Source organism: Peptoclostridium litorale DSM 5388, assembly GCF_900141635.1.
Lineage (GTDB): Bacteria > Bacillota > Clostridia > Peptostreptococcales > Peptostreptococcaceae > Peptoclostridium > Peptoclostridium litorale.
On record NZ_FSRH01000012.1, the window covers coordinates 34,888 to 52,514 of the forward strand.

The 17,627-nt window shown below is 39.7% G+C and carries 15 protein-coding genes and 1 riboswitch; of the genes, 3 read left to right on the forward strand and 12 right to left on the reverse strand.

The window, feature by feature from the left end:
• Nucleotides 1-29: 29 nt before the first annotated feature.
• From BUQ87_RS11230 to BUQ87_RS11265, 9 genes are all read right to left on the reverse strand, one after another.
• Nucleotides 30-725, reverse strand: coding sequence for a hypothetical protein (locus BUQ87_RS11230; protein WP_038267057.1), 696 nt, complete (start codon nucleotides 723-725; stop codon nucleotides 30-32).
• A gap of 294 nt (nucleotides 726-1,019) precedes the next feature.
• Nucleotides 1,020-1,148: a hypothetical protein gene (locus BUQ87_RS15690; RefSeq protein WP_278309053.1), complete on the reverse strand. Its 129-nt coding sequence runs from the start codon at nucleotides 1,146-1,148 to the stop codon at nucleotides 1,020-1,022.
• A gap of 332 nt (nucleotides 1,149-1,480) precedes the next feature.
• The gene (locus BUQ87_RS11235) at nucleotides 1,481-3,151 is read right to left on the reverse strand and encodes a formate--tetrahydrofolate ligase (RefSeq protein ID WP_038267055.1); all 1,671 of its coding nucleotides are present in this window, start codon (nucleotides 3,149-3,151) and stop codon (nucleotides 1,481-1,483) included.
• A gap of 18 nt (nucleotides 3,152-3,169) precedes the next feature.
• On the reverse strand, nucleotides 3,170-4,015 hold the full coding sequence (gene folD, locus BUQ87_RS11240; RefSeq protein ID WP_038267052.1) for a bifunctional methylenetetrahydrofolate dehydrogenase/methenyltetrahydrofolate cyclohydrolase FolD: 846 nt from the start codon (nucleotides 4,013-4,015) through the stop codon (nucleotides 3,170-3,172).
• A gap of 210 nt (nucleotides 4,016-4,225) precedes the next feature.
• Entirely contained in the window at nucleotides 4,226-5,674 is a 1,449-nt protein-coding gene (gene gcvPB / locus BUQ87_RS11245) for an aminomethyl-transferring glycine dehydrogenase subunit GcvPB (protein ID WP_038267048.1), read from the reverse strand.
• Entirely contained in the window at nucleotides 5,671-7,014 is a 1,344-nt protein-coding gene (gene gcvPA / locus BUQ87_RS11250; protein ID WP_038267046.1) for an aminomethyl-transferring glycine dehydrogenase subunit GcvPA, read from the reverse strand. Before gcvPA ends, gcvPB begins: the two co-directional genes overlap by 4 nt.
• A 1-nt stretch (nucleotide 7,015) precedes the next feature.
• Nucleotides 7,016-7,402: a glycine cleavage system protein GcvH gene (gcvH, locus tag BUQ87_RS11255; protein ID WP_038267043.1), complete on the reverse strand. Its 387-nt coding sequence runs from the start codon at nucleotides 7,400-7,402 to the stop codon at nucleotides 7,016-7,018.
• Between the two features lie 115 nt (nucleotides 7,403-7,517).
• Nucleotides 7,518-8,636, reverse strand: coding sequence for a glycine cleavage system aminomethyltransferase GcvT (gene gcvT / locus BUQ87_RS11260; protein ID WP_038267141.1), 1,119 nt, complete (start codon nucleotides 8,634-8,636; stop codon nucleotides 7,518-7,520).
• A gap of 273 nt (nucleotides 8,637-8,909) precedes the next feature.
• A riboswitch (glycine riboswitch) is annotated at nucleotides 8,910-9,014 on the reverse strand.
• Between the two features lie 428 nt (nucleotides 9,015-9,442).
• Nucleotides 9,443-10,315 carry a C40 family peptidase gene (locus BUQ87_RS11265; protein WP_052636270.1) on the reverse strand — a complete coding sequence of 291 codons (873 nt, stop codon included), beginning with the start codon at nucleotides 10,313-10,315 and terminating at the stop codon, nucleotides 9,443-9,445.
• Between the two features lie 439 nt (nucleotides 10,316-10,754).
• Here BUQ87_RS11265 and ymfI point away from each other — a divergent pair, with 439 nt between their 5' ends.
• Entirely contained in the window at nucleotides 10,755-11,495 is a 741-nt protein-coding gene (ymfI, locus tag BUQ87_RS11270; RefSeq protein WP_038267037.1) for an elongation factor P 5-aminopentanone reductase, read from the forward strand.
• A 50-nt stretch (nucleotides 11,496-11,545) separates the two neighbouring features.
• Here the strand turns inward: ymfI and BUQ87_RS11275 are convergent, their stop codons facing one another.
• Nucleotides 11,546-12,313 (reverse strand): stalk domain-containing protein, encoded by a 768-nt coding sequence (locus BUQ87_RS11275; protein WP_038267035.1) that lies wholly within the window; start codon nucleotides 12,311-12,313, stop codon nucleotides 11,546-11,548.
• A 334-nt stretch (nucleotides 12,314-12,647) separates the two neighbouring features.
• Here BUQ87_RS11275 and BUQ87_RS11280 point away from each other — a divergent pair, with 334 nt between their 5' ends.
• Nucleotides 12,648-14,624 carry a cell division protein FtsA gene (locus tag BUQ87_RS11280; protein WP_052636267.1) on the forward strand — a complete coding sequence of 659 codons (1,977 nt, stop codon included), beginning with the start codon at nucleotides 12,648-12,650 and terminating at the stop codon, nucleotides 14,622-14,624.
• An 88-nt stretch (nucleotides 14,625-14,712) separates the two neighbouring features.
• On the opposite strand, the gene BUQ87_RS11285 is transcribed toward BUQ87_RS11280, so the two are convergent.
• Entirely contained in the window at nucleotides 14,713-15,804 is a 1,092-nt protein-coding gene (locus tag BUQ87_RS11285; RefSeq protein WP_038267030.1) for a hypothetical protein, read from the reverse strand.
• Between the two features lie 404 nt (nucleotides 15,805-16,208).
• On the opposite strand from BUQ87_RS11285, the gene BUQ87_RS11290 reads away from it, so the two are divergent.
• Nucleotides 16,209-16,937, forward strand: a complete 729-nt coding sequence (locus BUQ87_RS11290) for an HAD family hydrolase (RefSeq protein ID WP_038267028.1) — start codon at nucleotides 16,209-16,211, stop codon at nucleotides 16,935-16,937.
• A gap of 110 nt (nucleotides 16,938-17,047) precedes the next feature.
• On the opposite strand, the gene BUQ87_RS11295 is transcribed toward BUQ87_RS11290, so the two are convergent.
• Entirely contained in the window at nucleotides 17,048-17,578 is a 531-nt protein-coding gene (locus tag BUQ87_RS11295; protein WP_038267025.1) for a cob(I)yrinic acid a,c-diamide adenosyltransferase, read from the reverse strand.
• Nucleotides 17,579-17,627: the final 49 nt, after the last annotated feature.

Here is a 17,627-nt window from a genome sequence, read left to right on the forward strand (position 1 = left end):
TGTTTGCCAGGCGCATTTAGTGCCTTATTTTATTCACTGTATACAAGGCTTATCTCTTGCACAATGGGTCTTTTCCCAAAGACTTCACAGTATATGTCCTCAAGCTTTGAAAGCTCGAAACATTCTAGGAATTCACTTGATTTTGTGTATAGCCTTGGATTAATTTTTTTAAGCTCTTTTAATATTCTTTTTTCCTTCGGAAGCCATATGGCATTTACTGTAAAATATGCTTTTATAAGCCTTTCGAATATAATTATCCTGCTAAATCTATTTTGAACCGGATCGGCCTCCTTGCTATTCCCTTCAATAAGCCCTTTTAGCTGGTTCATTTCAAGTGCTACAAGTTCCTCTGGCAGTGGCATTGGCCCTTTCTCATATTTCTTTTTCGCCATATCTATAAGGCTGTCTGCTGCATTTTCACTTTGGCTTATCACAAATGCCCTGTTTGCAAGCTCGTGTACAATAAACATCTTTTCACTTTCTATTAGGTCTTTTGCAACCTCCAGCGGGAAATAATTTATGTCGATTTCAAGGCCTTCGGATTTGACTATCTTTCTTTCCTGGAATTTTCCTGAAGACGTGATTACAAAGAGGTCTATGTCCCCTGGAACTATTTCAGGCTTTTGCGCCATTTGAGAGCTCGACCCCACAAGAATTACTGCTATTATATCTTCTTTATTTCTATACCTATATACATATTCAAATATCTTATCGCTAAAGTCCATTGTTTCACCTGCTCTATCCAAGAAAAATCCACTCCACCCAATGATTATAGTATATTATATCACTATTGCAAAATGGAGTGAACCTATTGTCACCATTATATTTTGTGCGAATAGTATCCATTGATCTGTCAGTCCCCTTCACCCTTTGCAATTAATAAATACCCATTTGATATATGACAAAGCAGTTTTAATTTTTACCATTATAATTATAAAAAATATGATTCCAAATTATAAACAGGCCGCTTTTACACGGCCTGTTTATTATTAATGTAATTGATAAAATTAAAAACACTACTATTTTTGTATAAGCTGGTATCTGTATATTAGAAGCGCATTGTCTCCTTTTACTTTTACTCCGCCCTTTATAAAGTCAACCTTTTCTCCATTTTCAAGTTCAATTACAGAACCCGCCGTATCGTCCATGAATTTTTGAACTTCGTCAGCATCACTTACTTCTACAGACTCCTTAACTCCCCATGCAACTGCAAGGACCGCGTTGATGTCTCATGTTGCACATGCGTTGTCTGCTCTGTCTTTTAGTGATTCCTCTATGCTCTTTTGAAGAGCCTTCTTTACATCCCCATTTTCAATTATAAAAGCCATTTTATTTCCTCCCTTTATTCACAGTGTCGTTTCTATCGATTTATTCTATAATGGATTGTATAAGATCGGGGAAAACCTAAGTTTTCCCCGATGTGAAATATGCAAGGGTTATTGTAATGATGAGCCATGTCCACCAGTATAATTTTTTCCCATTAGAACAATCCTATTATTTCTCCGCTTTCAAGTATATCCATCTTGTTTGCCGCTGGAACCTTAGGCAGTCCCGGCATAGTCATTATGTCTCCGGTAAGCGCTACAAGGAATCCTGCTCCAGCTGAAGCTCTTACATTACTTACTGTTACTCTAAATCCTGAAGGTCTTCCAAGAAGCTTAGGGTTGTCCGAAAGCGAGTACTGAGTCTTAGCCATACATATAGGAAGCTTTGAAAGTCCTATGCTGTCATACTTAGCTATTTCTTTTTCAGCCTTTGCAGTGAAGTCCACTCCGTCAGCTCCATATATCTCTTTTGCTATTGTCTCTATCTTTTCCTTTATAGGCATATCCAGATCGTATAGAGGCTTGAAGTTTGCCTTTCCGCTTTCAACAACTTCAACAACTCTCTTTGCAAGAGCAACTCCGCCTTCTCCGCCATTTGCCCATACTTCTGAAAGTACAGCATCTGCTCCCATTTCTCTGCATCTTTCCTCAACAAACTTAAGCTCCTGCTTAGTATCTGTAGGGAATGCGTTTATGGCAACTATAACAGGCACTCCGAATTTTTGAACGTTTTCTATTTGCTTTTCAAGGTTTCCAAATCCTTTTTCAAGAGCTTCCATGTTCTCGTTGTTTAGCTCTGTCCTTGGAACCCCACCATGGTTTTTAAGCGCTCTTACTGTAGCTACAACCACTGCTGCATCTGGCTTAAGTCCTGCATATCTGCACTTTATGTTGAAGAACTTCTCAGCTCCAAGGTCAGCTCCAAATCCTGCCTCCGTAACCACGTAGTCAGCTATCTTAAGAGCCGTCTTAGTAGTCATTACAGAGTTGCATCCGTGTGCTATGTTTGCAAAAGGTCCTCCGTGTATTATAGCCGGAGTGTTTTCAAGAGTCTGAACAAGGTTAGGTTTTATGGCATCCTTAAGAAGAAGTGCAAGTGATCCTGTAGCATGAAGCTGATTTGCTGTTACAGGCTTGTTGTCATAAGTGTATCCCACTATCATCTTTTTAAGCCTTTCCTTAAGGTCTGTCATGCTTGTAGCAAGGCACAGTATTGCCATTATTTCAGATGCAACTGATATGTCAAATCCGTCTTGTCTTGGAATTCCGTTTCCAGTTCCGCCAAGAGCTATTACTATGTCTCTTAGAGCTCTGTCGTTCATGTCAAGGCATCTTTTCCAAGTTATCTTTGTAGGGTCTATTTCAAGTAGGTTGCCCTGCTTTATGTGGTTGTCAAGAAGAGCTGCAAGAAGGTTGTTTGCAGTAGTTATAGCGTGTATATCTCCTGTGAAGTGAAGGTTTATGTCGTCCATTGGCACAACCTGTGCGTATCCTCCGCCTGCTGCTCCACCTTTTACTCCAAAGCAAGGTCCAAGAGAAGGCTCTCTAAGTGCAGTTATAGTCTTTTTGCCTATCTTGTTAAGACCCATGCTAAGACCTACGTTTGTAGTAGTCTTACCTTCTCCTGCTGGAGTAGGGTTTATAGCAGTTACAAGCACAAGCTTTCCGTCAGGCTTGTCTTCAAGTTTTTTGTAAACGTCAAGCGATATTTTCGCCTTATACTTTCCGTAAAGCTCTATATCGTCTTCCTTCAGGCCAAGATCCTTTGCAATGTCTACTATCGGAAGCATCTTGGCTTCCTGTGCTATTTGAACGTCAGTTTTCATACTATAAATTCCCCCTTATTATTTAGCTTTTCTCTTTGCAGATACCACAGTATTGAACAGAAGCATTGTTATTGTCATAGGGCCAACCCCGCCTGGAACAGGAGTTATATATCCGGCCTTTTCCTTCACTGATTCAAAATCAACATCTCCAACAAGCTTTCCGTCGACTCTATTTATACCCACATCTATTACCACAGCACCTTCTTTTACCATGTCTGCTGTGACAAAGTTAGGTTTTCCTATTGCCGCAACTAGAATGTCTGCTTCGCTTGCCTCTTTTACAAGATCCTTTGTTCTAGAGTGGCAAATTGTAACTGTAGCGTTCTTTTGGAGAAGAAGCATTGCCGCAGGCTTTCCAACTATGTTGCTTCTTCCTATTATGACAGCCTTTTTGCCTGCCATTTCTATATTTTCATGCTCCATAAGCTTTATTACTCCGTGAGGCGTACATGGTATGAATGCCTCTTCGCCTATTGAAAGCTTTCCTACGTTTATAGGGTGGAATCCATCCACATCCTTTTCAGGATTTATTCTGTTTATAATCTTTTTCTCATCTATGTGAGATGGAAGAGGAAGCTGAACAAGTATTCCGTCTATTGACTGCTTGTTGTTCAGTTCGTCTATCAGGTTTAAAAGATCTTCTTCGCTTGTGTCTGCATTAAGTTTATGACCTTCTGAATAGATCCCTATCTTTTCACAAGCTTTTTCCTTGCTCGCTACATATGTCTTTGAAGCTGGGTCTTCTCCCACAAGCACAACTGCAAGTCCTGGTGTTATGCCCTTTTCTTCCTTTAGCTTTTTAACTTCTACTTCAAGTTCTTTTCTAATTTCAGCTGATACTGCTTTTCCGTCTATAAGTTTCAAGACCTGTACCTCCCATATGATTTTATACCTGCATGTTATAAATTATAACAGATTTATAATTCTATTCAACACATACAATTCATTCGTCACGCGTATCTATTATTCGAGTTTTTATCGCTTTTTGCTGTTTTTGCTGTTTTTTATGCCGGCAGAATATTCTGCCGGCACTTGTATTTTTGTCATATATTATTTTTATGCAAGTTTAAAATATTATTTTTCCCATTTAAGTACAAGATCTTTTGCCGCCTTAACTTCGTCAAGCCTTCTTACTTCTGTGTTGTAAGGAGCATTCTTTAGAATGCTTGCATCCTCTTTCGCCTCTTTTGCAATGCTAAGCATAGCCTCTACAAAGCCGTCAAGAGTTTCTCTGCTTTCAGTCTCCGTAGGCTCTATCATTATAGCCTCGTTCACTATAAGAGGGAAGTATACTGTAGGTGGATGGTATCCATGGTCAAGAAGTCTCTTAGCAACGTCAAGCGTGCTTACATCGCCCTCCTTGATTCCTCCAAGTACGAACTCATGCTTGCAAACTCTGTCGAAAGGAAGATTGTATTCTCCCTTAAGCTTGTTCATAAGGTAGTTTGCATTCAGTACAGCATTTTGGCTCGCCTCGTTAAGTCCTTTTCCTCCCATTGTAAGCATATATGCATATGCCTTTAAGCACACGCCGTAGTTTCCATAGAAGTTTTTAACTTTTCCTATTGAATTCGGTCTGTCGTAGTCAAGCACATATGAATCGTCTTTTTTCTCTATAACTGGCACTGGAAGGAATTCAACAAGACGTTCCTTGACAGCTATCGCTCCACTTCCAGGTCCTCCTCCACCGTGAGGAGTTGACATAGTCTTGTGAAGGTTATAGTGCATAACGTCAAATCCCATGTCTCCCGGTCTTGCTTCTCCCATTATGGCATTCATGTTGGCTCCATCATAGTATAGAAGTCCTCCTGCCTCGTGTATAAGAGCAGCTATTTCCTTTATGTTTTCTTCAAACAATCCAAGAGTACTTGGGTTTGTAAGCATTAATCCTGCAACTTCGTCGCTTAGAGCAGCCTTAAGGTTGTCTATGTCAACTCCGCCGTCTTTGTTTGACGCTATCTCAACAACTTCAAATCCTGCAACGTGAGCACTTGAAGGGTTTGTTCCGTGAGCGGCGTCAGGAACTATTATCTTAGTTCTCTTAGTGTCGCCTCTCTTTTCATGGTATGCCTTTATAAGCAAAAGCCCTGTATATTCTCCATGAGAACCTGCTGCCGGCTGAAGGCATCCTCTGTCCATTCCTGCTATTTCCGCAAGAAGGCCATCAAGATTGTGCATAAGCTCTAAAGATCCCTGAACAGTCTCTTCAGGCTGGTAAGGGTGTACATTTACAAGGCCAGGTATTCTTGCCATGTCCTCGTTTATCTTAGGGTTGTACTTCATCGTACAAGATCCCAGTGGATAGAAGCCTTCGTCAACGCCAAAGTTCTTCTTAGATAGGTTTGTAAAGTGTCTTATTACATCAACTTCACTAACCTCTGGAAGCTCAGGAGCCACATCGCTTAAAAATTCAGCTGGTATCGCTTCGCTCGCTTCCACCTTAGGCACATCTGATTTTGGAAGGCTGTACGCAACTCTTCCCTCTGTCGAAACTTCGAAAATAAGCTTATCGTATTTCATTATTCAGCCACCTCCATTACCTGTGCCAACAGGTCTATTTCTGCTTTAGTCCTCTTCTCTGTAACACAAAGAAGAAGTCCGTTTTTCATGTCTTTAAAATCTCTTGAAAGCTCGTATCCGCCAAGTATGTCTTTTTCAAGAAGCTTCTTGTTCACATTTGAAACGTCAACGCCTGTTGTAAGCGCAAACTCCTTGAAGAAAGGTCTCCCTTCGAACATAGGCTTGAACTTTCCAGACTCTGTAAGCTTTTTGTAAGCGTACTGAGCCTTTTCCATACACTGTGTAGCAACCTCTTTAAGTCCCTCTTTACCCATTGTAGTAAGGTAAATTGTAACTATAAGAGAGCAAAGTCCTTGGTTTGAACATATATTTGATGTAGCCTTTTCTCTTCTTATGTGCTGCTCTCTCGCCTGAAGCGTAAGAACAAATCCTCTTTTGCCTTCGACGTCGACAGTCTGCCCAACTATTCTTCCTGGCATTTTTCTTGCATGCTTTGAGTTTGTAGCCAGGAATCCTATATAAGGTCCGCCGAAGTTAAGTGCGCTTCCAAACGACTGGGCATCTCCAACAGCTATGTCTGCTCCCATGTCTGCAGGCTTTTTAAGAAGGCCTAGAGATATAGGGTCCACATAGTCTATGCAAAGAGCCTTTTGCTCATGCGCTATGTCAGCTGCAGCCTGCACATCTTCTATTATTCCGAAGAAGTTAGGGCTTTGAACTATTACACCTGCAGTAGTCTTGTTTACAGCCTCCCTAAGCTTCGCAAGGTCTGTAACTCCGTTGTCCATGTCCACTTCTATGACATCTATTCCCTTTGCCTTCATGTAAGTCTTAAGAAGTTTTATGGTCTCAGGATGTACCGTCTTTGAAACTACTATATTGTCGCTTTTCTTCTTGGCTGCAAGACTCATTATGGCAGCCTCTACGCACGCTGTTCCACCATCATACATTGATGCATTTGAAACATCCATGCCCGTAAGCTCGCATATCATACTCTGGTATTCGAATATCATCTGAAGTGTTCCCTGGCTTATCTCCGGCTGATATGGCGTATATGCAGTGAAAAACTCCTGACGAAGTATAAGGTGGTTTATAAGTGATGGTATGTAGTGGTCATATGCACCAGCACCCATAAAGCATGTTAACTCACTTTTATTCTTTGCTGCAAGCTCGCTCATGTGCTTGGAAAGCTCCATTTCCGAAAGGCCATCAGGAATATCAAGGTCCCTTCCAAGGCGAAGGTCCTCTGGAATATCCGCAAAAAGGTCATTCATAGAGTTCATTCCCATACTTTCGAGCATTGACTTTCTTTCAGCTTCTGTATTTGGAATGTACTTGTTCATATTAGTCCTCCTTGCTGCAGAATGCTTCGTAAGCGCTAGCGTCCATTAGCTTCTCAATCTCAGACTTATCTGACATTTCAACAGCAACAAGCCACTTTCCATATGGGTCTTCATTTATACTTTCTGGAGCATCTTCAAGCTCTTCATTTATTTCAACTATCTTTCCAGCCACAGGCATGTATACGTCTGTAGCCGCCTTAACAGACTCTATTACTCCGTAAGACTCTTCTACACCAAACTCGTCGTCAACTTCTGGAAGCTCTACGTAAACTATATCTCCAAGAGCATGCTGAGCGTAGTCAGTAGCTCCTATGTATGCCTTGTCGCCTTCTACTCTTACCCAGTCATGATGCTCAGTGTAATAAAGACCCTCAACTATTTTACTCATGTTAAATTCCTCCCTGTATTTTCATTTTTTTATTTTATTAGTATTCTTGAGGCCAATAGGGCCTCGAGTATTCCTTTTTACCCCATTTATATATTATTAATCATCTATTTGTAATCTATTTTTTGTAGCTCTTGTTGTAGAATCTCTTCTTAACTACCTCAGCAGGAACTACTTTCTTTCTTATCTGGATTTCTATTTCAGATCCAAGCTCTGCATGTGCAATGTCAACCATTGCAAGTCCAACTAGTCTTCCTGTTGATGGAGACTGGTATCCTGTAGTTACAAAACCAATTTTTTCTCCATTTGAAAGAACGTCGTATCCATGTCTTGGGATTCCTTTTCCTTTAAGTTCAAAGCCAACTATCTTTCTAGTAAGACCGTCTGCCTTTTGCTTCTTAAGTGCGTCTTTTCCTATGAAATCGTCTTCTATGTCCAGCTTTACAAAGAATCCAAGGCCTGCCTCCAGCGGAGATATGTCCTTGTCAAGTTCCTGTCCATATAGAGGAAGAGCAACCTCGAATCTAAGAGTATCCCTACATCCAAGACCAGCAGGCTTTAGTCCCTCGTCTTTTCCAGCTTCCATTATCTTTTCCCATACATCTGCAGCAGAGTCGTTTGAAGTGTATATTTCAAATCCGTCTTCTCCAGTGTATCCAGTTCTTGATATCATGCAGTTTGCTCCTGCTATGTTAACGTCCTTCTTGCAGTAGAAGAACTTGACTTCATCAAGATTGGTGTCTGTAAGCTTTTGAAGTATTTCTTGAGCCTTTGGGCCCTGAAGCGCAATTTCAGCAATGTCGTCTGATATGTTCTTTGTCTCAACGTCGAATCCCTTTGTATTTTCAACCATCCAGCTGTAGTCCTTTTCTACATTGCTTGCATTTATTACAAGAAGGTAGTCGTCATTTGTATATTTGTAAACTAGAAGGTCGTCAACAGTACCTCCGTCAGGATAGCACATGTGAGTGTAAAGAGCCTGGTTGTCCTCAAGTACCTTTACGTCATTTGCAACCAGATTTTGTATAAAATCAGTTGCACCTTTTCCCTTGACTTCAACTTCACCCATGTGTGAAACGTCAAACATTCCCGCATTAGTTCTCACTGCTTCGTGTTCTGCGTTTATTCCCTCATACTGGACTGGAAGAGCCCATCCACAGAATTCAATCATCTTACCACCATATTTTTTGTGAAGCTCATACATAGGTGTCTTTTTTACATTTTCCACTAACAACATCCTCCTCTCAATACTGAAAGCATCTTTCACAATACCTTCTTACCCACTGTATTTCTTTATTATGCATTTGAATTGAATATTAATTTAAGCGTTTACATATCTACCCAAATTGATTTATATTTACTCTGATAATCAATTTAGTGTCCAAATACGCAAAAAAGGATATGATGACAATAAACTCGTGCGCCATCATACCCTCTGTGTTTTCACCTTGGATGAAGGGGGTTTCCCAAATCCGCCGGTGCCGAATTATGTACGGTTTTTCCAGAGTTCCATCCAGCAGCAATTCTTTTGCCTGAGAGTTTCTATCACACATTGGCGTTTTGTGATATTGCCCCGTCGGCCACCTTTTAGTCAGGTGTCTCTCACTGCCTTCATATGGTTTGTATTTGTTTAACGTAATGATATCTTACACTCAAACACATTTCAACAAAAGATATTAATTTAACTAAATTTTCTGAACTTTAATTTCAATTGCTGAAATCCTTGTAGCTGGCATATTCTAACGTATTTTGTATATTTCCAGTACACATACCGCTATGCTTTTTCCATTTTTATGATAATAAAATTTTATCCTTACTAATTAAATAGAATGCTTTTTAATCAAATCTTGTTATTAACAATACAATTGTATATTTTCTATCCATAAAAGCATATATATTCATAGCATTTGTTGCATTGATCCTTTTTTTGCTTGTATACAGCTATTTTTGTTATTACTTCACATTTTCTATTATGCGCATAAAAGCCTCCGGAAAATTTCCGGAGGCTTTTATGTACACAATTTTCGTTATATCTTTTTCGCCTTATTCCAGCACTCTCTTTGCTCCTCTGTATGCTTTGCTGTAATGCCCAGTGTCCATCGGATCTATTAAAACCATTCCGTCATATGAAGATGCATGTATGAAATTTCCATCACCTATATATATGCCAGAATGATTTATATCGCTGCTTCCTGCAGTGGCAAAGAAAACAATATCCCCAGCAACGAGCTCGCCCTTTGAAACCGAAGTTCCCACAGAATACTGTGCCCTTGAATTATGAGGAAGTTCCTTTCCATAAGCCTGTTTATATATGTATTTCACATATCCCGAGCAATCGAATGAATTCGGGCCCTCTGCTCCTCTTGAATACCCGGCCCCTATCTTTGAAGTTGCAAGCCTAAGCATGTTGGAGCTCCTGCTTCCGCCCCTGCTTACAGCCGAAGAATGCTTTTCTACCAATATTACGCTTGAATAGACAAACCCTTCCGCACCATTTTCAAGCCTTATTCTAGTCCAATCATCGTACTCTTCAATTATTTGTACTTTGTCACCTTTGTCCAAATCTCCTGCTGAAGGGGCCACAAGGCTCGCTCCCTCTCTCATGCTGACGTCTTTACGGTTTATTACCCCAGTTTTTAATTCCTCTTTTATATTTGCATAATCAGAGTGAATCCACCCATCTCTTCCATTATCCAGCTTTATTTCTATCCATTCTCCATCACGAGACACAAACGGAAAGCTTTGGTCCTTTCCTGCCTTATATATTATGCTTGAATCTAAGCTCGCACCCAATCTTACATTCAGCGTCTGTGCATCCACTTCTACAACTTTATTTCCAGCTGCAAATACAGCCCCCATTCCCAAACTCAAAGTAATAAGAGAAATCGATAGTCCAGTAAATATCTTTTTTATCATATAATGCAACTCTCCCACAATTTATTTTCTCATAAAAATCATAGAGAATATGTAGCATGTCTATTTAAAAGACACTTAAAGAAATTATACTCGAATAATTAAGCCCTGTCAAATTTCATCTTTCTGAAAATTCTGTAAAGTCAACAGACCTGCAGTCCACCGGACTGCAGGTCTGTTGAGAAAGGAAAATAGTATCGACAGTGTGGGACTGCCAACATTTTATTTATTACCCATAAACGCGTATATAAATCTGTATTTTTAATTATACATTTCATAATAACTTCAAATAGTCTGTAAAAAAATCTCCCTATGCATTAAAATGTTAAATGTACCATATAATGCGCAACAAGTATCCAATCGCATTTATACTACTTTCATTACAACTGGTGTGTTTGGCCGCTCTCATCCAAATAAATACTATTAATACGAGGTGTGATTTATGAATATAGGAAAAACAGTCCTAGTTACAGGGGGCTCGAAAGGTATAGGAAAATCCATTGCAGAAATTTTTGCATACAAAGGATATAGAGTTGTTGTCAACTACAACAGTTCAGCTGCAGATGCAAAAGATCTTGTGGAAAATCTTAAATCCTGCGGAATGTCCGCTGAATCATTCAAGGCCGATGTCTCAAATAGGACTGAAGTAGACAGCATGGTTGATTTTTGCATAGAAAAGTTCGGCTCGATAGACGTTCTTATAAACAATGCAGGCATATCTGATTCAAGTCTTTTCACCGACATAACAGAAGACGAATGGGACAGCATGATGAATGTGAATTTGAAGGGAGTTTTCAACTGCACTCAAAGCGCACTTAGATACATGCTACCGGTTAAAAAAGGCAAGGTCATAAATATATCTTCAATGTGGGGGCTTGTGGGGGGCTCCTGTGAAGTCCATTATTCTGCCGCAAAGGCCGGGGTCATAGGGCTTACAAAAGCTCTTGCAAAAGAGCTGGGACCTTCAAATATTCAGGTAAACTGCATAGCCCCGGGAGTGATACAAACCGACATGCTCTCGGATTACAGCGAGAGTGACATACAAAGTCTAATATATGAAACCCCTTTGATGAGAATAGGAAAACCTCAAAACATAGCTCACAGCGCACTCTTCCTATCCAGTGACGAGTCAGACTTCATAACCGGACAAGTCCTGAGCGTAAATGGAGGATTTGTCATATGACAAATCCTCATAAAAACAGCTTTCTCCTATAAATACACTTCATTAAACCATCATTTGAAATACGGCTCTATTATAACCATCTTTACAGGATCGCTATATTTTTCTATCCTGTCTTCGCTCCTTTGATATATATATATGCTTTGAACTCCAGGTATGTCTATTTCAAAGTCCACCCTCTCGCCTCTTCTAACCCGAATTTCCTTTATGAGCGTTTCCCTAGCATAATTCTCATAAAACTTGAAAAGCACCTCGTCTGCATTAGTGTCGTTTTCCAGATGTATTGACCCTCCAAACTTTTGATATGCGCCATAGGGCCTCACTATTGCCGCGTAGTTTATATATCCTACCGAATCACTGCCGCTGTCCCCAAAATCCTTTCTGAAAACTATGCCGTACTCTCCTTTTTCTCCATTTATATTCAGTATATCTTCGTCAGTAGTATATTCCGAATTAAACCTGTCTTCATATTCATATACATTGACACCTATCCCTTTGTTCTTTTCTCCAAGTTCTATTGTCTTTTCATCTTCATTCCAAAAAACAGCAGTCCCCAGCAGTTCAGCCAAAAATCTCACAGGCAGGTATGCCCTTCCTTCGTATACTATAGGAGATATAACTTTCCCAAAATCTTGGCCCTCTATTACAATTCCTATATCCTCACTTACTTTAGGTACTGTCTCCATATCCCAGTTCAACTCAGATACAACGTCTATGTCCGCGCTTATTCCAGGCGATGTCTTTTCCTCCTGAGCAGATGAAATAAACCCCATAATGCCAAAACAAATCAGCGTAATCAGTATAGCTTTCTTAATATCCATATGCATCACCCCGCAAATATACATTTGTTTAATTATACCCATATTAAACAAATGTATTAACAATGCGCGGAAAGTAGGTTTAAATAATTTATACCTGATTATTATGAATTTGCACAAATCAAACTCCTGAAAACATACGCAGTATAATGTATAATATCATATAGGGTATATTTTGAATCACATGTATTATATCTGATATTTTGTCGTCCCAATTGCGCTTGAAATCTGATATCATTTACATGTGGCAGCTTTATTTTATTAAGTAGCCAAGTAAACTCTTGATTTTAATAACGAGGTAAGCAGGCTCTTAATATGTTCAAAAAGGAGAGTTTTTATGGAAAATAAGGATATAATATTTGCACTTGACATAGGCACCAGATCCATAATAGGTATTGTCTGCACCCAGGAGGATGAGAAGCTTAAAATAGTAGCAAGTGAAATCATAGAGCATGAAAAAAGAACCATGTATGACGGCCAGATACACGATATAGACGGGGTCGCAAAAATAGTATCTAAGGTAAAGTATTCGCTAGAATCCCAAATAGGTTTCCAGCTTAAGAGAGTTGCAATAGCCGCAGCCGGAAGAGCGCTCAAAACCGCTAGCGGAAGCGCTCAAATGGATGTGGACTTCACTAGCGAAGTTGACAAGACATCTGTTGAAAGCATTGAGCTTGAGGCCATTCAAAATGCCCAGTCACTTCTGGGTGAAACCCTTGAAAAGCAGGGAGCCAAATACTACTGCGTGGGCCATTCCGTAAGCGCATACTACCTTGACGGAAATTACATCGAATCGCTCATAGGACACCGAGGGGAGCAAATATCTGTTGAAATACTTGCCACATTCCTTCCGAACATAGTAGTCGACAGCCTGTACAGCGTAATGGACAGGGTCGGGCTTGAAGTCGAAAGCCTCACGCTCGAGCCTATCGCTGCAATAAACATAGCAATAAAGAAGAACATGAGGCTTTTGAATCTTGCAATGGTGGACATAGGCGCAGGAACATGCGATATAGCGGTTACAAACAACGGCACAATAAGTGCCTATGCAATGGTTCCCGGAGCCGGTGACAAAATAACCGAAGCCATATCCCACAAATATCTTCTCGACTTTGACACTGCCGAAATTGTAAAAAGACAGCTTTCAAGCCCTGGCAACATAACTTTTTCAGACATAGTCGGCATAGAAACTGTAATAAGTGCTCAGGAGATGGTGTCTTCAATTGAAGATTCCATACGTGACATGGGCGTTCAAATAGCCCAGGAAATACTAAAATATAATACAAAGCCCCCAGGCGCCGTATTCCTTGTAGGAGGAGCTAGTCAGATACCGCTGCTTCCGCAGGTCATAGCAGATGAACTCGGAATACCCCTGCAAAGGGTTGCCTTGAGGGATTCTTCCATAGCAAACGAATTCGAAGGCATAGAAGACAGGCTACGTGGGCCGGATTCCATAACGCCTCTTGGAATAGCACTTGAACATTCAATAAATGCAAAAAAGAATTTCATAGAGATAGTGTTCAATGAAAAATCCATAAGGATGTTCAACTCGAAAGTGCTTACCGTATCAGACGCCCTTGTCATGTCAGGATTCAACCCGAGAAACCTAATACCTCAAAGTGGGGACGAGTTTGTGTATTCACTGAATGGATCTGAAAGGCACCTAAAGGGCCTTCCTGGAATGCCTGCCCAAATAGTATTGAATGGGAAAGACTCAAGCCTTACTGATGTTCTTTCCGACGGAGACAAAATAACTGTATTGAGCGCTCAAAAAGGCGATCAGAGAAAGCCCTCTCTGTATGAATGTCTAAAGCTTGAATGGTATGATGATGTGGCGATAGCAAAATCATCTATAGGCGTAAACGGTATTGATGCGACATCGGACTCTACCCTTTCATCCGGAGACAGCATAACCATAAAGCCCACGGGCGAATATATCTCTAATGCAGCCCCTGCAAATACAGCATATGATGAATTTTCAGATCCTGCTTACAGCACGGATGAGCTGGATTTCGACTTTGATTATGAAAGTTCAGATGAATATGAAAATGATGATGAATTTGAAAGCTTAAGCCCACCCGCTTCACATGAAAATTCCGTCAAAATACAAAAATTCATGTCTGTGGTTGTGAACGGTGAAAGAGTCGATATATCACATTCAAAGGAAAAGTTCATACTTACCGATATATTCGAATATATCGATTTCGACATATCAAAGCCCCAGGGATTTTTAACAATGTCGGTAAACGGGACAAGGGAAAGCTTCAATTACAAGCTTAAAACTGGCGATGTAATTGAAATTTCATGGAAATGATTATATACTCCCTGTACTATTTTCAAATATAAAACAGCCTGGAAATGCTCAGCTAAATCTGAGCATTTCCAGGCCTTTTTTAATTGCATCACCTTTTTGACAGGAATTCATAAAAACTTTCAGCAATATCCTGTGCAAAATCATATATTAGCGATCCCGAAAAAATGAATTCATCATTGAGCGACAAATACTCTCCATATCTGCTTAAAAGCTTTGAATCCACATCTATCCTGACATCCATGTCGTAGTTTGAAACCACGAGCTGACCTGAATCTGAAACAAAAAATATCGAATCCAGGTCATTGCTTATTAAATACTCTCCCGCTGCGACATGGCTGTTGTCAGGCTTGAACTGGGTGAGCATCACACCCTTTTCAAACGGACTTTTAAGGCAGTGGCTCATATCCTCAATGAATTGTCTCTTGAAATTCTCAATATCGTCTATGATATATATTCCTATATATTCGTCCCTTTTTATTTCATCAAGGACGTCAAGGCAGTCCACTTGCGACACTTTGCCAATCTTTATAGACCTGACGCAATATCCCTCTTTTGATGTGTCAGTTGAAAAACCAATATTGGCTGTAAAATATGCGTTCCTGTCCTCATAAATACAGCTGCATATATAATTGCCCGTTTTAAGTTTTCTAACTGAATTCTTGAGCAGTGTTCCATTTGCATAAGTTATTTTCATATTTTTCAATTCGGGATTTAAGGAATACTGCCCTAAAGCCTCCCTGTCCCTTGCTATGAATCTCATAGCCATGTAATTTATAAATTCCACATCACTTTCAATTTTTTTGCACAGCTTGAAAAACAGGCTCTTTTTATCTACAGGATCAGTTTCCATTTCCAGTATGAAGTCATATTCGTCCTTGTTTTCCGGAAGTGGTTTTCCATATCTTATGTTCTTGCCGGCATATTCCTTCACAAGGAAAACGGCCTCCTCCTTTGATATATACATCCGGTCTGAACCAAGGCCTCCCATAAGTCTTTCCTCTTCATTAAAAAGTCTCTTGTCATCCCCGTTGTATATTCCCATATAGTCTGCAAGCCCAAGCCCTTCGCAGTCTAAAAGGAAGTACTGGTCCAGTTTTTTATTTTTATTTTTCCAAGACATTCTAAGCCCCATGCTACCCATGAGCCTTGAATTGGTAATCTTTGCATATAAAAATTCCATATGTCACCTTCTCTAAAGTCTTTTTGAAATTTAATCTCAACACGTCTAGCAAACTAAATTATTTAATACCATAAGTAAATGCTTTTAAACTCATAAATCCATATCCCTTTTACTTTTTATTCACGCTATCTGTAATATCTAACTACTAATTATATAACTCTGTCCATAATTTTTCAAACTCATTTCAACAATTCGTTCCACAAAAACACATTTATGAGTGTACAATTAAAATTCAAAACCACCGTCATGTATTTTGACAACTGACAAAACCTCATATATTCTCTATAATAGACATAATAACTGTTTAAATGCTTCACTGTTATTGTATAATTAATAATACGTATACATTCAATACTGATTGTATTTTTGCACTGAAAATATATGATGCTAGGAAGGTGTTGTTATTGGGAAATATTGCAGCTTTTTTCGACATAGATGGTACTCTCCACAGGGACTCGCTGATGATAGAACATTTTAAAAAACTTATTAAATTCGAGGTCATAGACGAGAAATACTGGTACGACCAGCTCAAGCACACTCACGAAAAGTGGGTGAAAAGAAAAGGGGAATATGACAGCTATCTCCTCGAGGCAGCCCAGATATATATAGATTCGCTAAAGGGAGTTAAAAAAGAAATAATAGACTATACAAGCGACAGGGTTATAAACCTCAAGTTCGATAAAGTCTACAGATACACAAGGGCCATGATAAAGTGGCATGTGGATATGGGCCACACTGTGATATTCATATCCGGGAGCCCTGATTTTCTGGTTGAAAAAATGTCCAGGATGTATGATGCCACGGACTATATAGGAACAAAATATATATTTGAAGACGGCGTGTTCAGCGGCAAAATAGTGCCTATGTGGGAATCAAAGGACAAGAATGTGGCCATAGGGGAATTCATAGAAAAATATGACATAGACCTTTCGCAGTGCTATGCATACGGCGATACAAACGGTGACCTTTCAATGCTTAAAAAGGTAAAGCATCCCGTAGCCATAAATCCTACTCATGAACTCATATATAAAATCAAAAGCGAGCCTGAGCTTTCCGAAAAGATAAGCATAATAGTGGAGCGAAAAGATGTTATATACAACTTGAAATCCGATATAGAGACAATAGAGCTTTAGACTGCATCCATATACGGACCCATAACAAATTACAACGTGCAAAAATGATTGAAGTGGCGATATTATTTCCACTTTAATCATTTTGCATATTTAACGCCATTTACACCTGTCTAGTATTCTATTCCCTTCCTCGCTCCTATACCCTTGTCAAATGGATGCTTTATCTTTTTCATCTCCGTAACAAGGTCCGCAATTTCCACAATTTCTTTTGGAACATTTCTCCCAGTCATTATAATTTCCATTTCATAAGGCTTTTGCTCCAGTATCCTCAAAAGATTTGCAATCTGGACAAGCCCGTTTGATATTGCTCCCATTATCTCGTCAAGTATGAGAACATCACAGGCCTTTTCGCTTATTGTTTTTTCTATGAACTCAAGTGCCATGTCGGTCTCTTTTTTTACCTCTTTTATCTCCTCCTCACTCAGAGTCCAAAAAAATCCTCGTTCACTTTGGAATCTGAACACCTGGAATCCATCGATGTCTTTGAGTATATTCATCTCTCCTGTATCTGAAGACTTTAAAAACTGCACCATATACACCTTGAGCCCTCGCCCACATGCTCTGACTCCCTGTCCTACAGAAGCTGTGGTCTTTCCCTTTCCCTCTCCCGTATATATCTGTATAAGTCCTTTTTCAAACATGTATAAGCCCCCTTTAATCTTTATGTGAAATGTATTTTATTTTTGCTTA